The organism is Pandoraea sp. (genome assembly GCF_004297875.1).
GTDB lineage: Bacteria > Pseudomonadota > Gammaproteobacteria > Burkholderiales > Burkholderiaceae > Pandoraea.
This window is the reverse complement of sequence record NZ_SCSK01000061.1, coordinates 39,377-64,553: the sequence shown is the minus strand read 5'-3', so window position 1 is coordinate 64,553 and position 25,177 is coordinate 39,377. Positions and strand designations below refer to the sequence as shown.

Sequence of the window (25,177 nt, the reverse complement as noted above, 5' to 3'; positions counted from 1 at the left end):
CCGGGCAGGAATAGGCAGAAAGTTGGATGATTTCGGCATTCTAGCGCTTGCCTCGCATCGCCATAATGGACTCGAACGTCAATACCAAGTGACGGGAATCTACAAGGAGTCTTCATCATGGCGAGCAATAGCATCGCAATCGTGACCGGTGGCAGCCGCGGCATCGGCCGCAACGCCGTTCTGTGTCTGGCGCGGCGCGGCGTGCATTCGATCATCACGTATAAATCCAACCGGGCGGAAGCGGAGAAGGTCGCCGCGCTCGTCGGCGAAGCGGGCGCGCGAGCAATCACACTGCAACTCGACACGGGTGATGCCAGCACGTTCGACGGCTTTGCCGAAAGCGTGCGCACGGCGCTCCGCGAGCTGGGCGCACAGCGCTTCGACTACCTCGTCAACAATGCCGGCATCTCGTCGGCCGCGGGCCTGGAGCGCATTACCGAGGCGGAGATGGACCAGCTCTACGACGTCCATTTCAAAGGCGTCTTGTTTCTCACGCAAAAGCTCCTGCCACTCATCAACGACGGCGGCCGCATCGTCAATATCTCTTCCGGACTGGCCCGCTTTGCGATGCCGAACCGCATCGGCTATGGCTCGATGAAGGCGGCAGTGGAAGCACTCACGCGCTACATGGCGGTGGAACTCGGTCCGCGGCGCATCGCCGTGAACGTCGTCGCGCCGGGCGCGATTGCCACCGACTTCAGCGGTGGCATCGTGCGCGACAACCCGCAGGTCAACCAGGCGGTTGCCGCCCACACCGCACTCGGCCGCGCCGGCGTGCCCGAAGATGTCGGGCCGGTCATCGCGGCGCTGCTGTCGGAAGAGTTCGGCTGGGTCAACGCGCAACGGATCGAGGTCGCGGGTGGGGTTCAGATTTAGCGATCGGCGTTGCAAGACGACTGCTTCGGCCTGATCCGATTCAAATCCGCTCGCCAGGTTTTTCAACGCCTTGTTGGGCACGGCTTATGCCAGCCTTCTTCTGCCGGCCATATCGGCCAGGAGAACAGTTCATCGCTCGTTTGAACGCCGTGCTGAAGGATTTCTCGGATTCATAGCCCAGGGCGAGACCGATTGCCGCCACCGAATCGCGTGAATGGGTCAATCGGTCAGCGGCGAGCATCATTCGCCAGCGCGTCAAATACGCCATCGGCGTGAGCCCAACCGTTTCCTTGAATCGCAGGGTGAAGGTCGTGCGCGACATGGCCGCCTGCTCGGCCAGGGTCTGCAAGGTCCACCGGTGCCCTGGCGAAGCATGCATGGCATCGATCGCGGCTCGCATGCGCTTGTCGGACAAGGCGAAAAGCCAACCCGCTTTTTCCTGGGACTCGTTCGACAAATGCAGTCGCAACACTTGCACCAGCACCAACGTCGCCAGTTGTTGCGCGACGATGAACTCGCCCGGCTGCGCATCGCTCAATTCCTGCCGCATGCGCTCGACGCACCATCGCAGCGTTGCCCGATCCGCTTGCTCCCGGACATGCACGAGCGGCGGCAGCATGCTCAGCAGCAGATCGGCCTGGCCATCGGCCAGCGTGAAATAGCCGCCGATGCTCAGGAATTCGCCACCTTCGTTGTATGTGACGATGCGCCCGTCCCGGGCCTGTGGCAGGAGCGTGCTGACGTCGACCGCTGCGACGCGCACGTCGCTGGCGAGCCGAAACGGCCTTCCTCGGGCCAGCAGGAAGCATTCGCCTTCGCTCACTTTCACGGGGGCGGGCTCTCCCTCGACGGACACCCAGCATGCGCCGCGCAGCACGGCGTGAAACTTGATGCCCTCGTGCGCGCCGAATTGCACCGCCCAGTCTCCGCTTGCATCGAAGCCGCCGGACACATAGCTGCGCAGCTTCAGTAGCGACAGCACTTGCGATAGCGAATCCACGTAGTAACTCCGAACGATTAAATACCAAATGCGAACTTTATGCCATGGATCGTCCATCGCCAAGCCCTTAATCTGTCGCTGAAACGATCAGGAGGTGGGTTATGCGTGTATTTGTCACTGGGGCGACCGGGTTTATCGGGTCTGCTGTCGTTCGGGATCTCGTCGCGGCGGGCCATGAAGTCACCGGGCTCGCTCGTTCGGCCGCCGCGTCCGCGAAGCTGGCGGCCGCCGGCGCGACCGCGCACCGAGGCACGATCGAGAATCTCGGCGCGCTGCGCCAGGCGGCGTCAAGGGCGGATGGGGTGATCCACACCGCGTTTTTCCATGCCTTCTCGCACGCCGGTTTCGGCACTCGCATGCGCGTGATGCTGGGGGGGATGCCGACGGGCCTGGTCAGGCGGTTCATGTTCGCCGCTGTCGAGGCCGACCGGCGCGCGATCGAGACCTTTGGCCAAGCGCTGCGTGGCAAAGAGCGCCCCCTTGTGATCGCGTTTCCGACCATGGCGATGACGCCGGGGCGAGCGGCCATCGAGACCGACATTGCCGACCCGCAGGCGGTGGGCGGCTTGAGGGCGAGATGCGAAAAGGCCGCGCTCGCGCTGGCCGAATGCGGGGTCAACGCTACGGTTGTCCGGCTGCCGCCTTCGGTGCACGACCAGACGCGTCAGGGCCTCGTCACGCAGTTGGTCGCGATCGCGCGCAAGAAGCGCGTCTCGGCCTATGTCGGTGACGGACAGAACCGGTGGGCTGCGGTGCATCGGCTCGATGCGTCGCGTCTGTTCGGGCTCGCGCTTGAAAACGGCACGGCGGGCACCCGCTATCACGCGGTGGCCGAGGAGGGCATTCCATTCGGCGAACTCGCCAGCGCGATCGGGCAATACCTCGGTGTGCGTACCGTTTCAATCACGCCTGCCGAAGCGGTCCGTCATTTCGGTTGGCTTGCTCCGTTTGCCGGCGCCGACAATCCGGTGTCGAGTCGCGCCACGCGCGAGCAATTACACTGGCAGCCCACGCGGCCGCCGCTGATGACCGATCTCGCGGCGGCCATCGCGTCGCAGAACGCCATGGCCCGAACTTCGACTGCCGCCAACTGAGTGCGGGGTGCTCGCACGTTCATGGCGTGTCGACCGCCCGCGGTTGGGCGTCGGGCCATCCGCGCTGCTGCGCCCGGTCAAGCGAGGCGCGCACGACGGCGCGATGAAACGGTGCGATCAGGGCAATGTAGGCTCGCCCCAGCGGGCGACGGTAGAACACGAGCGTCGTCACCGTCAGGCGACGGAGGCGACCTTGGGACGGCGGCTGTACAAGGACCGATACGCGGAAGTCGAGATGCGAGTCGTCTTCCCCGAGAATGACTTCGTCGGCATGGCGTTCGAAGACGCGAAACAGGCTTATCCGGTCGTCGCCGTTGGCCTTGAGCTCAGCGGTTCTCTTCAGGCCAAGCGGCCGCACGAGCGTGTCCCGGCATCTCAGCAGCAGCGCGATCCACGCGGGTTGCTTTGTAAAGACGTGCCGTGCGAGCGCTTCGGCATCGCCGCAGGCGGCGTCCGGCAACGCCACCGAGAAGGCGTCTGAGAAATCGGCCTGGGCGTAAGACGAACTCAGCCTCGAGGCCGGCGGCAGATCGGATTGTTCGATGCGCTGATAACCCTGCATGCCTGCTCACTCATCAATGGGGCGCATCCGGTTCGAGCCATCAGATCTGCGAGATGCCGCCGTCGACCACCAACTCCGCCCCCAACATATACCGTGAGTCGTCGCTCGCCAGAAACAGCGCCGCCGCGGCGATATCGCCCGCTTGCCCCATTCGGCCCAGCGGTACCTGTGCCGCCATCTGCGCCTTGAAGGCCGCCAACTGCTCAGGAGTGCGATGACGGCTGATCAGCGGCGTGTCGATGCTGCCTGGACTGATGGCGTTGACGCGGATCCTGCGCTCCAGGAATTCGCGCGACCAGCTGCGCGCCAGCGAACGCACGGCAGCCTTGGAGGCGGCGAGCAGCGAAATCCCGGGCCGGCCAACGTGAATGATGAAAGAGGTCGTCAGGATCACCGATGCCCCGTTACGCAAAATCGGCGAGACGGCCTGCATCGAGAAGAAGACTCCCTTCACGTTGACGTTCATAATCTCATCGTAGCGCGCTTCGTCGGTTGTGGCGAGCGGGGTTCCATAGGCGATGCCGGCATTGGCGAAAAAGATGTCGAGGCCGCCGAAGGTCTCGCCGACGGCCTGACGCACGGCTGTCATGTCCGCGATCGAACTGGCGTCGGCTGCGAGGATCAGTGCGCCGTCGCCGAGCTGGGCGCGAACCTCATCGAACCGGCGTGTGTCGCGCCCGGTCACCGCCACGCGCGCGCCTTCATCGATGAAAAGCCTGGCGGTTGCCAGACCGATGCCGCTGGTGCCGCCGGTGATCAACGCGGTTTTGCCTGTGAGTTTCATGCATCCCTCCTTTGAGATTGGTGCGCCGGATGCAGCCGGGTACGCACCATAAGCGCCGCATGCGGTGGCCCGCCCGCGTTACGCGCGAAGCTGGCGTGCGACGTGGCCGATACGCTGCTCGGCATCCGTCAGGGTTGCCGCCATGCGGTTGAGGACTGCTTCACGAATGCGCGGCGGCGCCGTTTCCGGCAGGCCGGCGTCGAATGGAGGTTCGGGCGCGTACTCCAGCAGCAGTTGAATGAACTGGGCGGCTTCGGCACCGCGCAATTGCGCGATCAGTGCCAGCGCGAAATCGATGCCGGCCGTAACGCCGCCGCCCGTGATGATGTTGCCGTCGCGCACGACGCGGGCGTCATCCGGGATCGCGCCGAAGGTCGACAGCAGGTCGCGCCAGGCCCAATGGCAGGCTGCCCGCCGCCCGGCCAGCAGCCCGGCGGCCGCGAGAATCAGCGACCCGGTGCAGACCGAGCTCAGATGCTGGGCCCCGCGGGCAAGGCGGCGGATTGCCGACAGAAAACGCGTGTTTTCTATTGCGGCAACGCAGCCGGTACCGCCGGGAATGCAGAGCAGGTCGCAACGCTCAATGGTCTCGAGATCGGCGAGCGCGCTGAAAGTCAGTCCATGTGACGTGATGGGCGCACCGTCCAGCGACGCGACGACAATGTCGGTGTCCGGCAGAACGCTCAGGAATTGATGTGGCCCAGTGAAATCGAGGTGCGTGACGCCCTCGTAAAGCGGAATGACAACCGTGATCATCTGTGATTCTCCTTCTGTGCGTGAATGCTCGTGCCGAGGTTGATGATGGCCGCAACGGCGAATGGCGTAAAGGACGTAGATCCCTTAAAATGCGCCATCATGCACAAAGTGGGATTTTTCGTTTATCCGGGCCATCAGATCCTCGACCTGGCCGGGCCGTTTGGTGCCTTCGAATCCGTCGCGACGGTCTTGGGGCGTCCGTGTTATGCGCTCGAGGCGTTCTCGCCCACCGGCGGTCTGGTGCAGGGCAGCGGCGGTTTGCCGGTGGCGACGCTGCCGGCGCATGCCGCGGATATCCAAACGCTGATCGTGGTCGGCGGCAATATCGCTTCGATGTTGGTGCCGGACGTGGTGCAGGCCGCCGCCGCGCTCAGTCGCCGCACGCCGCGCGTGGCAAGTGTCTGTACCGGCGCGTTTCTGCTGGCCGAGGTCGGGTTGCTCGACGGCAGGCGCGCGACCACCCATTGGCGGATGGCGCACCGGTTGCAACAGGATTATCCGGCGGTGGATGTCGAGGCCGACCGGATTTTCATTGCGGACCGCGGCGTCTGGACATCGGCGGGCATCACCGCCGGCATCGACCTGGCGCTCGCGCTGATCGAGGCCGATCATGGCAGCAAGGTGGCGCACAAGGTGGCGCGTGAGTTGGTCGTCTACCATCGCCGCTCTGGCGGCCAGTCGCAGTTCTCGCCCATGTCGCAGATGGCGCCGGAATCCGACCGCATCCGGTTGGCGCTTGGCTTCGCGCGTGACCATCTGCATGAACCGTTGCCACTCGAGCGGCTGGCGCAAGCCGCCCACCTCAGCGTGCGTCAGTTCGGGCGGGCCTTTCGGCGCGAGACCGGCGAGACGCCCGCGCGGGCCGTCGAACGCTTGCGCGTCGAAGCGGCCCGCATGCGCTTGCAAGCCGGCGCGGAGCCGATCGAGCAGATCGCCCGTGCCGTCGGCTTCAGCGATCCGGAACGCATGCGACGAGCGTTCGTAAAGCTCTATGGCATGCCGCCGCAGGCCATTCGCCGCGCCGACCGGCAGGCCGCGCAGTAGCCGCGTCGCTCCCCCACATGCGCCGTGGCGCGCGGGATTGGCGGTCGGCATGGCCATATCGCCGCTATCGGTCGGCGCGAGCGGGCTGGCCGGTTCGCTGCTACGATGTCGGTCATCAGTCCGAAGCGAAATTGACCCGAAGAGCCCAGAAAAATGCGAAACGGCAAACGCGCAGGCACAAGCAAGCCACAGCAACCCGGGACTGCGAGCGGCCGTCGCACGGCTCCCTCCTGGCTCGTCGGTATCCTGATGCTCATCTGGTGGTTCGGGGGTTATGGCGCAGTCATCTATAGCCTCATCGAGGATCGCGGGCCGTTCACTTTCCTGCTGCGCTGGCAGGAGGCGCTATTCGGCGGATCGAATATTTTGCTTGCCGCCGGCATTGCGGCGGTCGTGATCTTTCTCGGGCCGCCATTTGTCATTGGCCGGCTGCAGCGGCGGTGGCCGGATAATCCGGTGATTGCCGACCTCGCATCCCAGATTCGCCGGGCAAGCCGTTCCCGCGCTGAACTGACGGCTGAGTCCCGTGCACGATGGGATACCGCCGATGGCGCCGGGAAACTGAGGATCGCGCGCCGCACGCGCAATGCCGGCCTGTACCTCGCGGCAGCTAGTTTCATCATCGCCCTTGTGGTCGCCGTTTGGATGAATATTGCAACCAACACGGACGCGGGAAAGCCCCTGACGCCAGTGACGATGCGCCCGGATGCGCCGATCGTACTGGGCAACTCGAGTCCCTGGGTTCACGTGCTCAACGGGGCGCCTCTTCTCGACGGCGTGTTCGCCCGTGATTATTCGATCCGCGGGCATGCCTATCGTGACTACTACACCCCGATCGTTCCGGCCGGCTGGCGCTCTGGCGGGCGCATCTATCTGCTCGAGCGGGACGACACGATTCCGCGTTATCACGACGCGCAGGACATCGCCGATCCGCCCGGCGCATTGGAAGGAAAGCTGTCGTTGGGCGGCCCGCGTGAAGGCGTCGCGGACGCCTTTCGCGCAGCAGGCTATGGCGTGGGGCCGTGGACCGCAGTGCTCAAGCGGGATATCACGCTCGGCGGCAAGATACCGGGCGAAGACCCGGTGACGAATATTTTGATCTGGGGCGAGGGCGGGCTATTCGCGATCGTCGGCCTGATTGTCGCGTTCATCGGGCAACGCCGGTTGAAGCGAGTCCAGCGCGCGCGCGACGACTGACGCGGCTTGCTGTCGAGCGCCATGGCCTCTGGTACTCATCATACCCAAGCCGTCGGCGGCGCCGTGCCCGCACGACGCGCGGCGTTCGGAGCGAGTGCCTGGATCGATCCCGCTGTTGCTCAATCACCGCGGATCGGGCTCCCCGAATCCGTCCCCATGCTGCAAATGCATCTGCCGCCGGATCGCATAGAGGGCGACCAGCGCGGCGGCGAAACCCGATGCCGCGCCAACCGCGAGCGACCAGCGCGGGCCGGGGTGGTCGGCGACCCAGCCGACGATCGGCGCGCCGAGCGGCGTGCAGCCCAGCACGATCGCCACGCGCAGCGCCATGACGCGGCCGCGCATGGCCGGCTCGGTCGAGAGCTGCATGAGGCTGTTGCTTGAGTTGGTGAAGGTGAGGGCGGCCACGCCGGTGATGGCGAGCGCGCCGGCAAACAGCCAGTAGCTGGGGGCGATGGCTGCCAGCGTGCAACCGAGTCCGAAGACGGCGGCGCCGGTGAGTAGCGAACCGAAGCGCGCCCGCTCGCGCCGGGCCGCCAGCAGCGCGCCGGTGACGGTGCCGGCGGCCATGAATGACGAGAGCACGCCGTAGCCTCGCGCGTCGGTGTGAAACACGCGTACGGCCATGGTCGAGATGAAGATCGGAAAGTTCAGGCCGAAGGTGCCGATCAGGAACAGCATGACCAGCATCGCCACCAGGTCGGGGCGCGACGCGACGTAGCGAAACCCCTCCAGCATGCCGCCCCGGGCGCGGTGAGTCCGCAGGCTGGGACGCAGTTCGGCGACCCGGAACAGCGAGAGCGAGGCGAGCACCGCGGCGAAACTCGCGCCGTTGAGCAAAAACGCCCAGCCGGTGCCGACCGAGGCGATCACCAGGCCCGCCGCGGCCGGACCGATCATGCGCGCGGCGTTGAATGACATTGAGTTGAGCGCCACGGCGTTGGAAAGGTCGGTGTCGCCCACCAGCTCGGCCACGAAGGTCTGGCGCACCGGCGCGTCGAAAGCCGACGCGCAGCCGAACACAAACGCGAACGCATAGACCTGCCAGAGCTGCACCAGGCCGATGACCGTGAGCAGGCCGAGCGCGATGGCCAGCGCGCCCATGGTGGCCTGGGTGACCATCAGCAGCTTGCGCTGATTGAAGTGATCGGCCGCGAAGCCGGTCCACGGCAACAGCAGCAACTGAGGCCCGAACTGAAGTGCCATGACGATGCCCACCGCCGACGCATTGTTGCGCGTGAGCTGCGTGAGCACCAGCCAGTCCTGGGCCGTGCGCTGCATCCAGGTGCCCACGTTGGAGACCAGCGCGCCGGCCGCCCAGACGCGGTAGTTATAGTTCCTGAGCGAACGAAAAACGCCGGCCGATGCCATGCTCAGGCGCGCTCCGACAGGTTGCCGCCATGCAGGCGGCCGAAATGCCGCGCCATCGGCAGGCCGAGCGCGAGCATGCCGAGCCCGAGGGCGGCCGCATCCATCGTGCTCTTGAGTGTGAAGTTGCCGACGCGGCAGATCAGCGCATAGCCGACGCATAAATTGAAAAATCCCCAGAGCAGGTTCACCGTCGATGACGACAGGCCTTCGCCCGGCGGCTTGGCGAACGGGCTCTGAAACGGCTTGCCCATGATGCCGCTGACGAAGTGCGGCACGGCGTTGGCGAGCGCGGCGCCGCCAAGGCACCATGACAGCAGATGAAGCCACGGCATGGTCAGGTTCTCCGTGTGTTGAGCAGAGCGATGATCTCCTCGGCCGTGCCGGTTTCGCCCAGCCTCGGGAAGACGTGCCCGATGCTGTATTCGTGCGCCTCGGGCCGGGTATCGGTCATCGCGTCGAGCGCCAGCGTCACGTTGAACCCTTGTTCGTACGCCTGGCGAGCGGTCGCCTCGACGCCGGTGCCGGTGGCCACGCCGGTGACGACCACCTGGGTCACGCCCAGCGCCTTCAGGCGATGCTCGAGATCGGTACTGGCGAACGCGCCCCAGGTCCGCTTGGTCACGACGATATCGCCGGGTTGCCGGTCGAGTTCGGGGATGAGATCGGTCCAGCCGGGCGGCAAGGATTCGGGCAGGCGGGGTCGTTCCGTGCGGCCCGGCGCACCGCCGGCGACGTTGACGAGCACGACCGGCAAGCCAAGCCGCCGAAATGCGCCGAGCAGCGCACGGGTGCGCGCCACGATGCCTTCAATCGGGTGAATGAGCGGATAACCGACGATGCCTTGTTGCAGATCGACGACGATCAGCGCTGTGTTGGTGTCGAGCGAGGTGAGTGCCATGTTGATGTTGGGAATGGAGTTGCCGGGCCTCAGAAATCGGCGAGCCGTTCGAGTAATTTCACCGCCGCGGCGAGTTGGGCCTGTTCCTGGGGCGAGAGCTGCGCCTGCAGCGCGTGCAACAGCCAATCGTCCTTCGCGGCGCGGCTGGCCTTGAGGGTCTTGCGGAACGTCGGGCTCAGGTCGATCAGCGTTTGCCGGCCGTCGTGCGGATCGGGCTCACCGCACACGGCGCCCATGGCCTCCAGGCTGGCCACCGTGACCCGCATCGACTGCGGGCGCACGCTCTCGGCCCGCGCCAGCGCCGAAACGGTGGCCGGGCCGTCGCGATCGAGGCGCAGCAGCACCGATCGCTGGGAAGAGGTGAAATCGCCCGCATTGGCCTGCTCGCGCAAGCGCCGAATCAACTTGCTCACGCAAATGCGCAATTCGCCGGCCAGGGCGGTCGACGCCGAAGCGTCGGATGGGCTGGGTAGTGTGCTCATGGCGGGAATGTAGCATATTTACAGTTTATCTGTACAGATAAACTGTAAATATCTTGAGAGTGAATAGATGCAGGTGAGTGCAGCGAGAGCGGCACTGACATGCGGTGGTCTGCGCCAATGCGAATCGGGTTCAGGGTCGTTGTATCGACCCCGTTTGTTGACTCAGGGGGGGATTCGAGTGGACGGCTGGCCGTTTGGCATCGACGCGAAATCGACGTCATCCCCCGCCAGGCTCACGCGTTTGCCGATATAAGGCATGCACCCGCGACAACGCTTCGATGAATTTTTTCTTGAGCGCCGGCGGCCCGATGACCTTGACCTCGCTGCCATAGCCGAGCAGCTTGCGCGCGCCATGTTCGATGGATTCAATGGGCATCAAAAACGCTTTCCAACCCGGCGGCACTTCCGCGCTTTGCGCATCCCGCGCGAGGGGCGCGGTTTTGATGCGCTCGTTGAGCAGCCATTTCTCGCCGCGCGGCGATACGGCGATATGTGCCGTCAAGCGGTAGAGATCGGTCTCGTACTGCTGCATGGCTTCGTGCCAGTGCCTGGCCAGATCGAACCGCGCAGGGCGCCTGAAGCGGCGGCCCGAGGTCTTGAGTTCGTGAATATTCGCCATCCGAAAGGTCAGCACGCCTGGCCGCCCGACCATCCTGGCAACCAGGTACCAGGCGCCGCCCTTGAGCACCAGTCCCAGGGGCTCGAGTTCGCGGTGAGACACGCCCCGCCAGCTTTCGTAAGTCACTTCGATACGGTAGGCGCCCCAGACGGCGTCGGCGACTTCGCGCAGCAGGGGCGGCGTCTCCGGTGCGCGGTACCAGTCTACGGTGTCGATGTGCAGGCGGCTGGCGACGCGGTCGGCCTGCTCGCGCGATTCGGGCGACAGGCTGGCAATTATCTTGAGCTGCGCGGAAGCCGCCATGGCATCCAGCCCCAGTGCTGTCGCCGGCTCGGGCAAGCCGGCCAGAAACAGCGCATGGGCCTCGCGTTCGGTGAGCCCGGTGAGCTCGGTGCGCCAACCCGGGCGTAATTGAAACCCGCCGTTGCGGCCGCGATCGCCCCAGATCGGCACGCCAGCGTTGGAGAGCTGATCGATGTCACGCAGGATCGTACGCTCGGAAACCTCCAGCGCCTGGGCCAACACCGGGGCCGTCATGCGCCCGCGCGCCTGGAGCATCATCATGATCGATAGTAGCCGGCTGGCTTTCATCAGGGATATCGTCGCGAAAATACATGACAGAAGATGTCATGTTAACGATTCTATTATTGTCGACACCCCCTGGCGGAGTAAATCGCGTGACGGTTTGCGAACCCATCGAGCTTCTCGATGCCCGTTCGCTACATGCCCGCATGAAGACTGCGGCGAAGCTTGCCGCGCACGACAACCAACGAGGAAAGATCCATGAAAATAATTTCCGGTCCGCTGAGCATGTTCGGCGCCAAGGTCGAGATTGCGGCGCACGAAAAGGGTATCGAGTTCGAACTGGTGATGGCGCCGTTCGATCCGCAGCGCGGTTATGAGCCCAAGCATCCCGACGTATTGCGCATCAACCCGAAACGCCAGGTGCCGGTGCTGATCGATGGAGCGCTCGAGATTTTCGATTCCACTCAGATCTTCGAGTACCTCGAAGACCTGCGGCCCGATCCGCCGTTATGGCCGGCGGATTGCCAGGCGCGTGCGATGGCGCGCCAGCTCGAGCACAGTAGCGACGAGATCTACTTTCCGTACATTATCCGGCTGATGGGCCTTGAGGCCACGCCGGACGACCCGGCGGCGCGCAGCGCGCGCGAAGCGGCGTCGCAATATTACCTGCGCATGGAACGGGTGCTGGGCGATCGGGAATTCCTGGCTGGGGCCTATTCCTGCGCCGACATCGCCTTTTACATGGCGCAGTTGTTTGGCGCGCGCAAGGGCGCGCCGATGACAGCGCACACGCCCAATCTGCTGGCGTGGCGCGAGCGGATGACGGCGCGCCCCGCGGTACGCAAAGTGGCCGGCGCCATGGCGGCCTATCTCGTCTCGATCGACTATGCGGTGCCGGATTTTCTGCAAGGATTGGTACGGTGAGGCGTGTGCCGTCGTTGGCAGTTCATCGCGTGGCGCGCGCCAGCCACTGATCGAGGCTAATGCGGCCGATTCGCGCGTCGCCCAGCGGAACGAGCGATTGCTGCTCGACCAGACCGCCATAGTACCGGGCCTCGGGATCCGTCACCACTGGCCGTGCATCGTTCGAGGCATTCAGGTGACGCGTCATGATCTCGGCGAACGGTGCGCGGTCCGGGCCGGCGATCTCGATCGTGCCGTTTTGCGGCGCGCAGAGCGCGATTTGCGCGAGCATTGCCGCGACGTCGTCGGCCGCGATCGGCTGAAACAGTCCGTCGCCCAGGCGGACCGTCCCGTCGACCGTGCTGAAATCGGCGATGCCGCCGATGAATTCCATGAACTGGGTGGCGCGCACGATGGTGTGCGGCACGCCCGCCGCCGCGATCGCCTCTTCCTGGGCAACCTTGGCCACAAAATACGCATTCTCCGGCGTGCGGTCGCAGCCGACGATGGACAGGGCGACATGATGGCGCACCCCCGCGGCCACTTCGCTCTTGCCCAGATTGCGCGCGGACGTACGGAAAAAATCGAGCACTGCCTGAGGCTCCCATGACGGTGCGTTCGTCACGTCCACGACGACCTCGGCTCCTGCCAGCGCTTCGCTCGGACCCTCGCCGGTCACGCTATTGATGCCATGGCGAGGCGATGCGGCGAGCGCCTCGTGGCCAGCCTCGCCAAGCAACTTGACCAGACGCGATCCGATCAGGCCGGAACCACCGATGACGACGATTTTCATGACAGACTCTCCAGAGAAGGAAGGGGAATACGGGGCGCGTCCGGCGCGGACGGGTTCGTGTGAAGATGATCGCCGCCGCCGCATCGCATGAGGCTATTATGGGAAGATCATGACCCAGTGGTAAGTGCCAAGTTTGATCGATTCGACTGGTCCATTCCGGTTGCGCCGTTCGTTGCCCGAGAGTCCCTCGTTACCATGCCCACGCCCCCGTTGACCATCGAAATAGACCGGCAGCAGCCGTTGCCCATCTATCTGCAGATCTGCGAGCGTTTCAAGACGGCGATCGCCGCCGGGCATTTGCGCCCAGGCGACCGCGTCCCCGCGCTGCGCGCACTGGCCGCCCAGTTGAACGCGGCGCGTGGCACGGTGGAGCTGGCTTACACGATTCTGGTCGACGAGGGCTATCTGCAGATGCGCGGCGCGGCGGGCACGTTCGTCTCGCCGTCGCTGCCGGCGTCGCTTACGCATGCAATGCGTGCACCGGCGCCCGCGCAGGAGCTCGCCTGGCGGGGCGTTGAAGAGGCCGGAGCGCAAGACGCATCGGATGGCGGTAAACCGGCGCCGCGCCGAACGGCCATTGCGGTGGCCATGAGCGGCGAGCCCAGGCCATTGCAGCCCGGGCTGCCCGCGCTCGACGCGTTTGCGCGCAAGGTGTGGCACCGGCTGGTGTCGCGTCATGCGCGCAGCGGCGCGCAGGCGATGCTCGCGTACCCCGATCCAGCGGGCTACTGGCCGCTGCGCGAGCATATCGCCACCTATCTCGGGCTGTCGCGCGGCGTGACTTGCCGGCCGGAACAGGTGTTCGTGACCGGCGGCTATCGGGCAACGCTCGAACTCGTGCTGCGCAGCCTTGCCCGCCCGGACGATCGCATGTGGATCGAGGACCCGGGCTATCTGCTGGCGCGCAATTTTCTGGTCGAGGCCGGCATGCAACTGGTGCCGGTGCCGGTCGACGAAGAGGGGATCGACGTCGAGCGCGGCATGCGGCTGGATCGGCAGGCGCGCTTCGCGCTGGTCACGCCCTCGCACCAGAGCCCGCTTGGGGTGACCCTCTCGCTGGCCAGGCGCGCGGCACTGCTGGACTGGGCACAGGAGGCCGCCGGCTGGATTATCGAGGACGATTACGACAGCGAATTCCGCTACGTGGGCCGGCCACTACCGGCCTTGAAGAGTCTGGACCGACGCGATCGCGTGATTTATTGCGGCACCTTCAGCAAGGTGATGTTTCCCGGCTTGCGGCTGGCCTACGCGGTAGTGCCGCAGCGGGCCGTGGAGCGTGTCGAGCGTGTCGCGCACAGCATGAACGCCGGCGCGCCGACCCTGTTCCAGGCGGCTGTGGCCGATTTCATGGACAGCGGGCATTTTGCGCGCCACCTGAAACGCATGCGCGCGCTGTATGCGCAGCGGCGTACGCTGATCGTGCGGGCGCTGGAGAAGGAATTCGGGCCGCGGCTGGTGGTTGATTTGCCGCCAGGCGGGATCCAGTTTGCGGTACAGTTCGCGGCGGGCTCGCGCGATGCGGTGGACGACGTCGCGGTGGCTTCCCGCGCGCGCGAGGCCGGGCTCGCTGTGCTGCCGCTGTCGATCTGGTATGCCAATGGCCGGGCGCCTCACTCGCGGCGCGGCCTGGTGATGGGCTTCGCCAACGTGGTCGACGCGGCTCAGGCCGCGCGCCTGGCGCGCACATTGCGCCTGTGCGTGGACGGCTGAGGCAGCCACTGGTTGCTGCCGGTCATCGGGTGGCTTTGGGAGACAAGGAACGCATGGCGAACGACGATCGCATCAAAACCATTCCCCGCGGAACGCCCGAATCGGCAGCCATGCTGGCCAACGTGAAGCGGGCATTGTCGATCACCGCCGCGCTCAACCGCCTGACATTCAACGAGGCGGATGAGGTCAGGGTGTTGTTCAGCGAGCTGATCGGCAAGCCGGTGGACGAGGGCTTTCTATTGATTCCGCCGTTTTATACGACCGGTGGCGTCGATATCCGTGTCGGGCGCAATGTCTTCATCAACCAGAATTGCACTTTTTACGATCTTGGCGGGCTGGACATTGCAGACGATGTGATGATCGGGCCAAACGTGAGCCTGATGACGTCCGGTCATCCCATTGAACCCGCCAGGCGGCGCGACGGCGTTGTCGCCCGACCCATCGTGATCGGGAAAAACGTTTGGATTGCCGCCGGCGCGACCGTTATCGGCGGTGTGACGGTCGGCGAAAACTCGGTTATCGCCGCTGGATCGGTCGTCACCCGGGACGTGCCTGCGAATACGCTTGTCGCCGGCAATCCAGCGAGCGTCGTTCGCTCGATCGCCGATTAGGCTGCGGCTGTGTTCTGGCTGAACGTGCGGTATGCTACCGATCATTCCAAAAGAAACGGCTATACGTCTTCGCGTGCGTGAATCGGCGTACCAGATCGCGGCGATTCCGGCATTTTTTACGCTGGGTTTCAACAGCCGGCACATAAGGTGGTTAATCGAATGAAGCACTCCGGTGCGACTCAACGGGGACAGGCGCCGCGCCTGGATGGGCTGGCCGAGTCGGAGCTCGGCCGGTCCGGTTTTCGGCTGGCGTTTCCCGATGCGCTCGAAAGGCGCTACCGGGAAGACATCGGCGCCGAGCGGTTGCGGGAGATCCGCACCATTGTCTGGTGGGGCGTTACCAGCTATTTCTGCCTGGGCATATTGCTGAACCTGACCGTCATTCCGAATCCCGACTGGAAAAACGTTGCGATTCAATTGGGCGGCGCCTGCTCGGCCGTCCTGCTCATCCTGCGCTTCGGATTGGGGAGCAGAAACACCGTTGCCACGCGCGAGAACGCGCTGCTGGTGTGCTGCCTGCTGTGCAGCGCGGCGGCGATGCTGGTCATCACGGCCAAGCCGACCCCGGCCACCCTGCGCGATTTTCTGATGGCGATCCCGCCGGCGAGCTTCGTGCTGGTTTTCGTGCGATTGCGCTTTGCCCAGACGTTGGGTTTTTTCGTCGTGAATCTCGGCGTCTTTGCGCTGGTCCTGGTCAGCCGCCCGGAAATCAGCTCGGGCGACGACGTATTCCTGATCGGCTTCATGATGACGCTGTTGCTGCCGTCGCTGGTCGGCGCCCATGCGTATGAGCGCGCGTCGCGCCGGATCTATTTGCACCGGCTGCTCGACCGCCTGCGCAGCGAGGCGCTCGAGGCGCAAAATGCCACGCTCACCGATCTTTCCTACACCGATGCCCTGACCGGCGTTGCCAACCGGCGTCGCCTGGACGAGGCACTGGCTGAACTGGTGGCCGCGCCCGGGGTGGCCGGCGCGCTGCTGCTGATCGATATCGACCGGTTCAAGGCGTTCAATGATCGCTATGGGCATCTTGCCGGCGACACGTGTCTGTGTCACGTCGCGAAGCGCTTGGCGGCGCACTTGCGCAGCGCCGATCTGCTCGCCCGCTTCGGCGGCGAGGAATTCGCCGTGCTGCTGCCGCAAGCGACGATGGATGATGCCGCGCAGACCGCGGAAAGGCTGCGCGATGCGGTACAGCATCTGCAATTTGTCGTGGAACGCAAACCGGTGAGCGTGACGATCAGCGTCGGCGTCGCCTTGCGCGACGGCGCGGGCACGCCGCAAGCACTGATCGGCGCGGCCGACGTTGCGCTCTATGCGGCCAAGCATGCCGGCCGCAACCGGGTGCGCATCGCCGCGCCGGGGCACGATCACGAGCGGGCGCTGTCGGCGTGAGGTGGCCCCGCGCGGCGGCGGTAGGTGGCTCGAACGACTGCTGTCGAACGATCATCGGCGCGACGTTTGTCAGCGGCGGCGTTCCGTCGAATCAGGACTCGCACGGGGCAAACACGAGCGAAATCCCGGGCAGCTCATTTGGCGCGCATGTTCGCACACCAATCGCTGTCATCAATCCAGTCAAGCAGGGCATCGAATGGCATGGGCCGCCCAATGAAGTACCCTTGTGCGAAATCACACCCGGCGCCGCGCAGGAGCGCCAGCGTTTCCTCGGTTTCGATGCCCTCGGCGGTCACGGTGATCCCAAGGCTGTGCGCGAGCGAGATGATCGATCGCACGATGGTTTTGGAGGCTTCGCTGTCTGACATATCCATGACAAAGGATCGATCGATCTTCAGGTCGTCGACAGGCAGTTTCTGCAGGTACGACAGCGATGAGTAGCCGGTTCCGAAATCATCGATGGCGATGCGAACCCCCTGGGCGTGAAGTTCATCGAGGGCTTTTTTGGTTCGCTCCGGATCCGACATCAGGGTACTCTCCGTGACTTCGAGCTTGAGTTGATGCGCGGGGAAGTCGTGACGGTCGAGCAGACGGCGCACTTTGGCGGAAAAGCCGAGATCGAGCAGGTTGCGCATGGACACATTGACGGAAACGAATGCGTGGGGGCATTGCCTGGCCAGACCAACGAACTGCGTCACCGCCGATTCGATCACCCACTCCGTCAATGGATGGATCAGATCGCTCAACTCGAGCATGGGCATGTATTCACAGGGCCCGACCAGTCCGAGCGCTGGATGCTTCCAGCGCAGCAAGGCCTCGAAGCCGATGCGCCGCCTGCCCTGGAGAGAGACTTTGGGCTGAAAATGCAGGAGAAACTGCTCATCTTGCATTGCGCGTCGCAACTCGCTCATCAGGAACGGCCGCGAGCTGCCGGCGTCGATGCGGTCCGTCAGGCTGACGCCGCAGCCTTCCCGCTTGGCCGCGTACATTGCCGCGTCGGCACTGCGCAGGAGCGTGTCGACGTCCGATCCGGCGCCTGGGAATGTTGCCGCGCCAACGCTGCCGCTGATCTGAATGTCCAGGCCAGAGATCGAGAATGGCTGTCGCACCGATTCAAGCACAGCCTTGATGTAACCGATGACCGTCTGCTCGTCGGCCCCGTCCATCACGAACACAAATTCGTCGCCGCCAATACGCCCGATTTCTGCCGTGGCGCCGAGCGTGGCGGCAAGCCGCGCGGCGATTTCGCCCAGCAGCTGATCGCCCGCCGAGTGCCCGAGGTGATCGTTGACCTCTTTGAATCCATCAAGATCGAGCAGCGCCACGATCAGGCTTCGTTGCTCCGAGGCTGCCCTCTCGAGGCGTGAGGCCAGCACGGCGACGAAGCTCGCCCGATTGAGCAGCCCGGTGAGTCCATCGAAGGTGGCGCGGCGGCGCAGTTCGTCCTGCTGGCGCCGACGCTCGGTGGTGTCGATGAAGGTGACAATCGAGCCTGTCACCGTTCCTGCCCGGACAATGGGATAGGCCCAATACTCGACAGGTAGCGGCCGGCCGTCCTTGCGCCAGAAAACCTCATCGTCGAGATGAATATGAGCGTTCGAGTCAATTCTGTTGTGGATCCGGCAACTCGACAGCGGGTAGGGTTGGCCGACTTCTCGACTGTGATGGATCAGCCTGTGCATCGAGCGGCCCACCAATTCACTGGCCGCGTAACCCAACAGGCGCTCGCATGCAGCGTTTGCGAAGGTGCAACAGCCGTTTTTGTCCACGCCGTAGATGGCCTCGACGGTGGAGTTCATCAGCAGCGAGAACAGCGCGTTCTGATCACTGATCGTTTTGGTCAGCGAGCTGCGATAAGTGACGTCGGAAACGAGCGCGAGCGAGGCCTCGCGCCCCTGGAAGCGCAACGGGAAGTACGTTGTCTCGACTTCCAGCACGTCACCGTTGGCGTTGCGGTGAAGCCGCGAGCGGGGCGATGCATCACGCACTCGGCTGTCTGCTGGATGCGCCAGTTCCAGATCGGCCTCTCTCATGCCCAGAAGCTCGTCCTTGGAAAATCCGTAGTGCCCGACCGCGGTTGTGTTGACAGCCAGGAATTTCCCGGTCGCGGTGTCGGACACCCACATCGGATACGGGTTGCTCTCGAATAGCGACCGGTACTCCGCTTCGGACTGTGACAAGGCCTCGCCGGTCGTGTGGCGGTCGATGGCCACCGCGGCGAGCTCCGCGCCCATCTGGCTGATGGAAAATTCACCGGCGCCGGGTTTCTTCGGTGTCTTGAAATACAGCGCAAATGACCCGAATACGCGATTGCCGGCAGAGATGATCGGATAAGACCAGCAGGCATGCAGACCGTACTCCATTGCCAGACCGCGGTAATCGACCCAGAGATCGTCGCTTGCGATGTCGTCGGAGATGATCGCACGGCGTTCGGTAATAGCGGTTCCACAGGAACCAGCGCCGGACTTCGCCTGTTGCCCTATGAACATCCTGCGAAACGAGTCGGGCAGTTGGGGGGCAATACAGTCCGTGACATACCCTTGTTCGTCGACGATCAGCAAACAGGCGCGTGCGTCCGGAATTTGCTGTTCGGCAAATTCGCATATGGATGCCAGAATCGCGTCGAGCGGGTCGTTCTGGGCGATACGCCTGAGCAGCTCGACTTGCATGGCCTGCCGCTGGACCGAGCTTTGCCACTGTTGCTCTCGCTGCGCAAGCTCCTTGGCCATTTCGTCGAGCTGCACGGCGATCAGCTTGAATTCCCGGCCCGACACGTCGTCGGCCACTCGCGACTCGAACCGGCGCTCGCGCAGCCGTGTCGCAGCTTCGGCGATGCGGCGGATGTTTCGTCCGATGAGCGCGTTGGTCCCCGCCCAGCCGGCGCTTACCGAGAGCAGGATCAGCAGCAGCGCGAACACCGCCCCGCCCCACAGGCCGTGGCGCAGGTTCGCCAGCATCTCCGAGCCACGCGACGCGTAAAGCACGACGATCGACGATGGATCATTGGATGGCCCTGCATAAGCGGATCCGATCAGGTGATACGGAACCCCGGTCTGGTCGATTGCCTCGACATCGCGATGCTGTGTCGAAATGAAGCGTCGCATGAGCGGGTCGACGATCCTGTCGCCCGGGTGTCCGAGTATCGAATCGGATGCGGTGAGTATTCTGCCGCCTCGATCCAGTATCGCTAAATGCGCCTCGCGAAAGTTCGCATCCTGACTCACGTGTTCGAGGGCGGTCAGGCGTAATGCGGCGAACAGCACGGCAGATTTTTGGCCGTCGGCGTCATAGATGGCTCTGGCCACGACGATTGACGGTATTTCGGTGAGCCTGCCGCGCTGGTAGTCCCCGACGACCAGCCCGCGGTTCTTCAGCGCCAGCCGAAAGTAGGGGCGATCGGCAAGACTGCGAAAAGCATCTCCTGGGGGCGTCACGCCACTGCACAGCACGTTACCGTGGAGGTCGATGACGCCGATATTCGAATAGCGATCGGGGCGCCGCTGCACCACGTCGGAGAAATAGCGATCGCAGCGTTGCCAATGATGCCCCTGAATGATCGGGGTTGCGGCAATCGCCGAAAGCGTTTCACCCGTGCCTCTTATCTCCGCGGCTGCATACTCGGCCGCGACATCGAGATACTGGCGGGCTTCGGATCGCGCGTTGGCCTGCAGCAGCTCGGTCTGGCGATAGATGTAATAGACGCTGCCGGCCAGCAATGGGATCGCTGCGGCGCAGATGGCGAAAAACATGCGCACATAGAGGCTTTTGATCGGTACGTATTTCATCTGACGGCGCTCCCCGTTCAGCGCGATATGACCACGCGGCCCTTGCCTTGCTGCTTGGCCTGGTACATGGCTTGGTCGGCCATGCGAAGCAGTGTTTTTCTGTCGGTGTTACCGTCGGTGACCGCCGCGCCGATACTGGCTGATATGCGCATCACGTGCCCGCCGATTTCCTGCTCGACGCATAGCATGGCCTGCAGCCTGTCGCAAATGACTTTGAGATCGTCGCCGGTCGCCGACAGTCCTTCGACGATGGCGACGAACTCGTCGCCGGCCAGGCGCGCGATGAAGTCATCCGCGCGGAACGCGCTGTGCGCGATTGTTGAGAACCGGCGCAGCAGCGCGTCCCCGACGTCATGGCCGAAGCGGTCATTGACGCTTTTGAAATCATCGAGGTCGATATACATCAGCGCGAATTTCAAATCTTTGGTCCGTGCACGAGCCATTGCCTCGTCAAGCTGCTGCACGAATGAGCGCCTGTTGGGCAAACCGGTCAGATAGTCATGGGTTGCCGCGTGCTGCAGGCCATGTTCCCGATGCTTGCGGTCTGTGATGTCGGTGGCAAGCACATAAGCGCCGGATATTTCCTGGCCTTCCTTGCCATCGCGCTCTTCTCCCCGTTCCGGCACAAGATGAATATGGAACCATCGCGACCCGCGCTTGGCGCTGGTCTGAAATTCGAACGACACTTCTTCTCCGGCGAGTGCGCGCTGGAGGTAGGGCTCGGCAATCGCGTACAGGTATTCGCCGAATATCTGTCTCACGTGCCGGTCATCAATTTGCAGTGATGTATCGGCAAAAAAAATCTCGTGCTGCCGGTTATGAAATCGATAGATTTGCTGGTTGTCCACGTAGCCGACCAGCGCGGGAAGATTGTCCGTGATCGTCTTGAGCCGCAGGGCGGCCTGGCGAATACGCTTTTCGTCGAGTTTGCGTTGCGAGATGTCGTGTATAAAGGCATTGACCAACGTGCGATTGCCCAGCGACGTGACGCTGAGCGTCATCTCGACCGGAAACTGCTCGCCGGTCTTGCGTTGGGCGGTCAGCTCCAGCCGCTTGCCCATCAGCCGCCGGGTGTGCGCGGCAAGCGCATGGGTGAAGGCAGCATGATGCGCCGGGCGTTGCGCCGGCGGAAGGATGAGCGATGCCGCGTCCTGGCCGATGGCCTCCTGCTTGGACCACCCGAACGTCTGCTCGGCTGACCGGTTCCACATCTGGATCCGGCCGGCTTCGTCGACTTCGATAAAGGCATCGGTTGCGTTTTCCAGAGTGGCGTGAAAGCGCTCGCGCTCCTCCTTGACTTGCAGCTCGGCCACACGCCGCTGCCCGGCCTCGCGCTCGAGGGTAGAGACGGCGTTGTTCAACTGGGTGGTCCGCTCGATGACGCGCGATTCGAGTTCGGCATGCAAGTTGGCAAGGTCCAGCTCGGCCTGCTTGCGCGATGCGATATCGGTGGCCACCATAATCGCGCGCGGATGTTCATCCTCGGGATCGGTCAGGCGAGACACGGCTACCTGGACCCACAGCGCTTTTCCATCGGAGCGCACATAGCGCTTTTCCAGCGAGTAGGAGGGCGTGCGGCCGCTGAGCAGCTGCTGGAATGCCGCGACGCTGCGCGCGAGATCGTCCGGCAGGGTCATCTGCTGGAATCGCATGCCGTGCATCTGTCCGATCGAATAACCCAACATCCCGGCAAATCGCCCATTGACCTCCAGCCATGTGCCATCGGCTGCCACGAGCGCGATGCCCACGGACGCCTGCTCGACGATTCGCTCGTACACCATGGCCGTGCGCTGGTGCGACTGGCGCGCACGTTCGAGACGGCGCTGGGATTCCAGCGCGTGGAAATACTGCTCGGCCATGGTGGCCAGGTCATCGAGCAGCTGACGCTGGTGGGCGGAAAAAGGCCGGCTTTTGCGATCTATCACGCATAGCGTGCCCAGCGGGAATCCACCGAGCGATCGCAAGGGCCTGCCTGCATAGAAGCGGATGCCAGGTTCGTGCGTCACCAGAGGATTATTTCTGAAGCGGGGGTCGGCCAGGGCGTCCGGCACCACGAGTGTCTCGTTGGCATCCACCGCGTGAGTGCAAAAGGAGATATCCCGCGCTGTCTCGGCAACGCTCAGGCCGACGCGAGACTTGAACCACTGACGATCGCAGTCGATGAGCGACACCAGGGAAATCGGTACGTCGAATACCTCGCAGGCGACCCGGGTGATCCGGTCCAGATCCAGCGAAGCGGGGGTATCCAGTACCCCAAGATCGGTCAATATCGCCAACCGCTCTGATTCTGTGTTCGACATAGGCGCCTTTTTGTTCACGGAATGAAACGAGACAACTTCAAGGCTTGATGACGAACCGTTCGTACACCGCTTTGTTCAGGGTTGCTAAGACGCAGTCATGCTTATTGGTAGCTTACTGCTAGATTAACGACAGCGGTCGGAATGCACAAAATTGGTGAAAACCCTAGATCCATCCTGGTAATCCGGCCCAATTTCAAGCGCCCATGAAAAAACCCACACAGCCTTGCGGTGTGTGGATTTTTTGTCTGGTCGGGGCGAGAGGATTTGAACCTCCGACCACCTGCACCCCATGCAGGTACGCTACCAGGCTGCGCTACGCCCCGAGAACGCAAGATTATAGCAGAGCTTCTGCGCAAGAGACACGGGTCTTGCCAATAATTTATTGGCGCATGCCGGGCAACGCCCTGCGGTGCTGGTTATCCCGGATGACGGTCGCTCGGGGGGCTCCGCATAATGTAGCGATCAAGCGGGAACAAACGAACGGGAGACGATCGTGGCATTGACGCAGACGTTTTTGCAGGCAAGGGATTTTCTGCAGGCGCATCGCGAGCAGTATGACGTGGCGTATCGGGATTTTCGCTGGCCGGTGCTGAAGGAATTCAACTGGGCGCTGGATTTTTTCGATGTGCAGGCGCGCAGCAACGATACGCTGGCGCTGTGGGTGGTGGAGGAGGACGGTAGCGAGCGCAGGCTCACGTATGCCGAGATGTCGGCGCGCTCGAATCGCGTGGCGAATTTCCTGCGGCAGCAGGGAGTGGCGCGCGGCGACCGCGTGTTGATCATGATTCCTAATCAGGTCGAGCTATGGGATCTGATGCTGGCCTGCATCAAGCTGGGCGCAGTGATGATTCCGGCCACGACGCTGCTCACGCCCGAGGATCTGGCCGACCGCCTCACGCGCGGGCGCGTCAAGCATATCGTGACGACGGCCGCCGAAACATCCAAGTTCGACCAATTGCCGTCCGGCTTGACGCGGCTGTGCGTGGGTGGCGACGTGCCCGGCTGGCTGCGCTTTGCCGATGCGTATGAGGCGAGCGAGGCGTTCGAGCCGAGCGGCAAGACGATGGCAGACGATCCGCTGCTGCTGTATTTCACCTCGGGCACGACGTCCAAGCCGAAACTGGTATTGCATAGCCACCAGAGCTATCCGGTCGGGCATTTGACGACGATGTACTTTATCGGCCTGCAGCCGGGCGACGTGCATTGGAATATCAGCTCGCCAGGCTGGGCCAAGCACGCCTGGAGCTGCTTCTTCGCGCCATGGATCGCCGGGGCGACGATCTTTATTTACAACTTTGCGCGCTTCAATGCGAAGGCGGTGCTCGACACGATTTGCCGCTGCGAGGTGACCACCCTGTGTGCGCCGCCCACCGTGTGGCGCATGCTGATCCAGGAGGATCTGGCGAGCTATCCGGTCAAGCTGCGCGAGCTGGTTGGCGCCGGCGAGCCGCTCAACCCGGAGGTGATCGAGCAGGTGCGCCGGGCGTGGAACATCACGATTCGAGACGGTTACGGGCAAACCGAAACCTGCTGCCAGATCGGCAATTCGCCGGGGCAGCCGATCAAGCCCGGATCGATGGGGCGGCCGATGCCGGGTTATCGCGTGGCGCTGCTCGATCACGACGGCCATCCGGCGCAGGAGGGAGAGATCGCGCTGTCGCTGGCGCAGCGCCCGACCGGGCTGATGCTGGGCTACGAGGGCGACGAGGGCAAGAATCGCGAAGTGATGCGCGATGGACACTATCACACGGGCGACGTGGCGATGTGCGACGACAGCGGTTACTTCACCTACGTGGGCCGCGCGGATGACGTGTTCAAGGCGTCGGACTACCGCATCAGTCCGTTCGAGCTGGAGAGCGAACTGATCAAGCATCCGGCGGTTGCCGAGACCGGCGTGGTGCCCAGCCCCGATCCGCTGCGCCTGTCGGTGCCCAAGGCGTATGTCGCGCTGCGCGCGGGCTTTACGCCGAGCCGGGAACTGGCGCTCGATATCCTTAAATTCTCGCGAGCCCAGCTGGCGCCTTACAAGCGCATTCGCCGGCTGGAATTCTGCGAACTGCCCAAGACCATCTCCGGCAAGATTCGCCGTGTGGAGCTGCGTCGCGCGGAAGACAATCGGGGCGATGCCGGCCGCCGGCCGCAGGAGTTCTGGGAGGAGGATTTCCCCGAGCTGAAGTAACGCGCCAACCGCGCGGACGCCATACTCGGCGACTCGGCGCCGTGTTGCTCCGGTTGAGCCGGCAGCGTGTATCAGGCGTGAAACAGTTTGCGCCGGAGGCGCCGCTCGCGCGCCGCTTCGTTTTTTCGAAGGCTCGATAAATCAATGACTTGGCCGGCCGGGCACGTGACTTGCTCTGTGCAGGATGGGAGACAGGAGATGAAGGTGAGCGCTCGAAGATCCGACTCGGCGGTTTATCCGGCCTGCATCATTCGGTCCGGCGCATTGGTATGCCGAATGGGTACCCCCGCACC

21 protein-coding genes and 1 tRNA gene are annotated in these 25,177 nt (G+C 63.9%); 9 read left to right on the top strand and 13 right to left on the bottom strand.

All coding sequences use genetic code 11. The features are described from left to right. Positions 1–117 precede the first annotated feature (117 nt). Positions 118–876, top strand: coding sequence for an SDR family oxidoreductase (locus EPN80_RS17610; RefSeq protein ID WP_293030293.1), 759 nt, complete (start codon positions 118–120; stop codon positions 874–876). Between the two features lie 40 nt (positions 877–916). On the opposite strand, the gene EPN80_RS17605 is transcribed toward EPN80_RS17610, so the two are convergent. After that, positions 917–1,876 (bottom strand): AraC family transcriptional regulator, encoded by a 960-nt coding sequence (locus tag EPN80_RS17605; RefSeq protein WP_293030291.1) that lies wholly within the window; start codon positions 1,874–1,876, stop codon positions 917–919. A 101-nt stretch (positions 1,877–1,977) separates the two neighbouring features. Here EPN80_RS17605 and EPN80_RS17600 point away from each other — a divergent pair, with 101 nt between their 5' ends. Continuing rightward, positions 1,978–2,970, top strand: a complete 993-nt coding sequence (locus tag EPN80_RS17600; RefSeq protein ID WP_293030288.1) for an SDR family oxidoreductase — start codon at positions 1,978–1,980, stop codon at positions 2,968–2,970. Between the two features lie 19 nt (positions 2,971–2,989). Here the strand turns inward: EPN80_RS17600 and EPN80_RS17595 are convergent, their stop codons facing one another. From EPN80_RS17595 to EPN80_RS17585, 3 genes are all read right to left on the bottom strand, one after another. Continuing rightward, the gene (locus EPN80_RS17595; RefSeq protein ID WP_293030285.1) at positions 2,990–3,532 is read right to left on the bottom strand and encodes a DUF2867 domain-containing protein; all 543 of its coding nucleotides are present in this window, start codon (positions 3,530–3,532) and stop codon (positions 2,990–2,992) included. 40 nt (positions 3,533–3,572) lie between these two features. After that, a complete protein-coding gene (locus tag EPN80_RS17590) occupies positions 3,573–4,316 on the bottom strand; it encodes an SDR family oxidoreductase (protein WP_293030282.1) in 744 nt (247 codons plus the stop codon). Between the two features lie 78 nt (positions 4,317–4,394). After that, the gene (locus tag EPN80_RS17585; protein ID WP_293030279.1) at positions 4,395–5,072 is read right to left on the bottom strand and encodes a DJ-1/PfpI family protein; all 678 of its coding nucleotides are present in this window, start codon (positions 5,070–5,072) and stop codon (positions 4,395–4,397) included. A gap of 99 nt (positions 5,073–5,171) precedes the next feature. Between EPN80_RS17585 and EPN80_RS17580 the strand changes: the two genes are divergently transcribed. Both EPN80_RS17580 and EPN80_RS17575 read left to right on the top strand, forming a co-directional pair. Then, positions 5,172–6,116, top strand: a complete 945-nt coding sequence (locus tag EPN80_RS17580; protein ID WP_293030276.1) for a GlxA family transcriptional regulator — start codon at positions 5,172–5,174, stop codon at positions 6,114–6,116. Positions 6,117–6,269: 153 nt separating this feature from the next. After that, on the top strand, positions 6,270–7,313 hold the full coding sequence (locus EPN80_RS17575; protein WP_293030273.1) for a hypothetical protein: 1,044 nt from the start codon (positions 6,270–6,272) through the stop codon (positions 7,311–7,313). A gap of 123 nt (positions 7,314–7,436) precedes the next feature. Here the strand turns inward: EPN80_RS17575 and EPN80_RS17570 are convergent, their stop codons facing one another. The 5 genes from EPN80_RS17570 to EPN80_RS17550 form a co-directional block, all read right to left on the bottom strand. Then, positions 7,437–8,690 (bottom strand): MFS transporter, encoded by a 1,254-nt coding sequence (locus tag EPN80_RS17570; RefSeq protein WP_293030508.1) that lies wholly within the window; start codon positions 8,688–8,690, stop codon positions 7,437–7,439. Beyond that, entirely contained in the window at positions 8,687–9,016 is a 330-nt protein-coding gene (locus EPN80_RS17565) for a hypothetical protein (RefSeq protein ID WP_293030270.1), read from the bottom strand. The genes EPN80_RS17570 and EPN80_RS17565 overlap by 4 nt, the downstream gene beginning before the upstream one ends. A 2-nt stretch (positions 9,017–9,018) precedes the next feature. Continuing rightward, a complete protein-coding gene (locus EPN80_RS17560) occupies positions 9,019–9,582 on the bottom strand; it encodes an isochorismatase family protein (protein ID WP_293030267.1) in 564 nt (187 codons plus the stop codon). A gap of 29 nt (positions 9,583–9,611) precedes the next feature. Further along, positions 9,612–10,064, bottom strand: a complete 453-nt coding sequence (locus EPN80_RS17555) for a MarR family transcriptional regulator (protein ID WP_293030264.1) — start codon at positions 10,062–10,064, stop codon at positions 9,612–9,614. A gap of 217 nt (positions 10,065–10,281) precedes the next feature. Continuing rightward, on the bottom strand, positions 10,282–11,274 hold the full coding sequence (locus EPN80_RS17550) for a YafY family protein (protein ID WP_293030261.1): 993 nt from the start codon (positions 11,272–11,274) through the stop codon (positions 10,282–10,284). Between the two features lie 192 nt (positions 11,275–11,466). On the opposite strand from EPN80_RS17550, the gene EPN80_RS17545 reads away from it, so the two are divergent. Continuing rightward, positions 11,467–12,132 (top strand): glutathione S-transferase family protein, encoded by a 666-nt coding sequence (locus EPN80_RS17545; protein WP_293030258.1) that lies wholly within the window; start codon positions 11,467–11,469, stop codon positions 12,130–12,132. Between the two features lie 22 nt (positions 12,133–12,154). Here the strand turns inward: EPN80_RS17545 and EPN80_RS17540 are convergent, their stop codons facing one another. Next, complete coding sequence (locus EPN80_RS17540; protein ID WP_293030255.1) at positions 12,155–12,904, bottom strand: SDR family oxidoreductase; 750 nt, start codon at positions 12,902–12,904, stop codon at positions 12,155–12,157. 195 nt (positions 12,905–13,099) lie between these two features. On the opposite strand from EPN80_RS17540, the gene EPN80_RS17535 reads away from it, so the two are divergent. From EPN80_RS17535 to EPN80_RS17525, 3 genes are all read left to right on the top strand, one after another. Continuing rightward, positions 13,100–14,614, top strand: coding sequence for a PLP-dependent aminotransferase family protein (locus EPN80_RS17535; protein WP_293030253.1), 1,515 nt, complete (start codon positions 13,100–13,102; stop codon positions 14,612–14,614). A gap of 53 nt (positions 14,615–14,667) precedes the next feature. After that, positions 14,668–15,225, top strand: a complete 558-nt coding sequence (locus EPN80_RS17530) for a sugar O-acetyltransferase (RefSeq protein ID WP_293030251.1) — start codon at positions 14,668–14,670, stop codon at positions 15,223–15,225. 159 nt (positions 15,226–15,384) lie between these two features. Then, positions 15,385–16,620 carry a GGDEF domain-containing protein gene (locus tag EPN80_RS17525; RefSeq protein ID WP_293030247.1) on the top strand — a complete coding sequence of 412 codons (1,236 nt, stop codon included), beginning with the start codon at positions 15,385–15,387 and terminating at the stop codon, positions 16,618–16,620. A 134-nt stretch (positions 16,621–16,754) separates the two neighbouring features. On the opposite strand, the gene EPN80_RS17520 is transcribed toward EPN80_RS17525, so the two are convergent. From EPN80_RS17520 to EPN80_RS17510, 3 genes are all read right to left on the bottom strand, one after another. Then, a complete protein-coding gene (locus EPN80_RS17520) occupies positions 16,755–20,405 on the bottom strand; it encodes an EAL domain-containing protein (RefSeq protein WP_293030244.1) in 3,651 nt (1,216 codons plus the stop codon). A 17-nt stretch (positions 20,406–20,422) separates the two neighbouring features. Continuing rightward, complete coding sequence (locus EPN80_RS17515; RefSeq protein WP_293030242.1) at positions 20,423–22,705, bottom strand: PAS domain S-box protein; 2,283 nt, start codon at positions 22,703–22,705, stop codon at positions 20,423–20,425. A gap of 246 nt (positions 22,706–22,951) precedes the next feature. After that, positions 22,952–23,028, bottom strand: a tRNA-Pro gene (locus EPN80_RS17510). Positions 23,029–23,198: 170 nt separating this feature from the next. On the opposite strand from EPN80_RS17510, the gene EPN80_RS17505 reads away from it, so the two are divergent. Beyond that, positions 23,199–24,884 (top strand): AMP-binding protein, encoded by a 1,686-nt coding sequence (locus EPN80_RS17505; RefSeq protein ID WP_293030239.1) that lies wholly within the window; start codon positions 23,199–23,201, stop codon positions 24,882–24,884. Positions 24,885–25,177 lie beyond the last annotated feature (293 nt).

Bases quoted from the DNA above. Each gene is read 5' to 3' on its own strand.
- EPN80_RS17610 (WP_293030293.1), top strand. From the start codon at position 118: ATGGCGAGCAATAGCATCGCAATCGTGACCGGTGGCAGCCGCGGCATC.
- EPN80_RS17600 (WP_293030288.1), top strand. From the start codon at position 1,978: ATGCGTGTATTTGTCACTGGGGCGACCGGGTTTATCGGGTCTGCTGTC.
- EPN80_RS17595 (WP_293030285.1), bottom strand. From the start codon at position 3,532: ATGCAGGGTTATCAGCGCATCGAACAATCCGATCTGCCGCCGGCCTCG.
- EPN80_RS17590 (WP_293030282.1), bottom strand. From the start codon at position 4,316: ATGAAACTCACAGGCAAAACCGCGTTGATCACCGGCGGCACCAGCGGC.
- EPN80_RS17585 (WP_293030279.1), bottom strand. From the start codon at position 5,072: ATGATCACGGTTGTCATTCCGCTTTACGAGGGCGTCACGCACCTCGAT.
- EPN80_RS17580 (WP_293030276.1), top strand. From the start codon at position 5,172: ATGCACAAAGTGGGATTTTTCGTTTATCCGGGCCATCAGATCCTCGAC.
- EPN80_RS17575 (WP_293030273.1), top strand. From the start codon at position 6,270: ATGCGAAACGGCAAACGCGCAGGCACAAGCAAGCCACAGCAACCCGGG.
- EPN80_RS17565 (WP_293030270.1), bottom strand. From the start codon at position 9,016: ATGCCGTGGCTTCATCTGCTGTCATGGTGCCTTGGCGGCGCCGCGCTC.
- EPN80_RS17560 (WP_293030267.1), bottom strand. From the start codon at position 9,582: ATGGCACTCACCTCGCTCGACACCAACACAGCGCTGATCGTCGTCGAT.
- EPN80_RS17555 (WP_293030264.1), bottom strand. From the start codon at position 10,064: ATGAGCACACTACCCAGCCCATCCGACGCTTCGGCGTCGACCGCCCTG.
- EPN80_RS17550 (WP_293030261.1), bottom strand. From the start codon at position 11,274: ATGAAAGCCAGCCGGCTACTATCGATCATGATGATGCTCCAGGCGCGC.
- EPN80_RS17545 (WP_293030258.1), top strand. From the start codon at position 11,467: ATGAAAATAATTTCCGGTCCGCTGAGCATGTTCGGCGCCAAGGTCGAG.
- EPN80_RS17540 (WP_293030255.1), bottom strand. From the start codon at position 12,904: ATGAAAATCGTCGTCATCGGTGGTTCCGGCCTGATCGGATCGCGTCTG.
- EPN80_RS17535 (WP_293030253.1), top strand. From the start codon at position 13,100: ATGCCCACGCCCCCGTTGACCATCGAAATAGACCGGCAGCAGCCGTTG.
- EPN80_RS17530 (WP_293030251.1), top strand. From the start codon at position 14,668: ATGGCGAACGACGATCGCATCAAAACCATTCCCCGCGGAACGCCCGAA.
- EPN80_RS17525 (WP_293030247.1), top strand. From the start codon at position 15,385: ATGAAGCACTCCGGTGCGACTCAACGGGGACAGGCGCCGCGCCTGGAT.
- EPN80_RS17520 (WP_293030244.1), bottom strand. From the start codon at position 20,405: ATGAAATACGTACCGATCAAAAGCCTCTATGTGCGCATGTTTTTCGCC.
- EPN80_RS17515 (WP_293030242.1), bottom strand. From the start codon at position 22,705: ATGTCGAACACAGAATCAGAGCGGTTGGCGATATTGACCGATCTTGGG.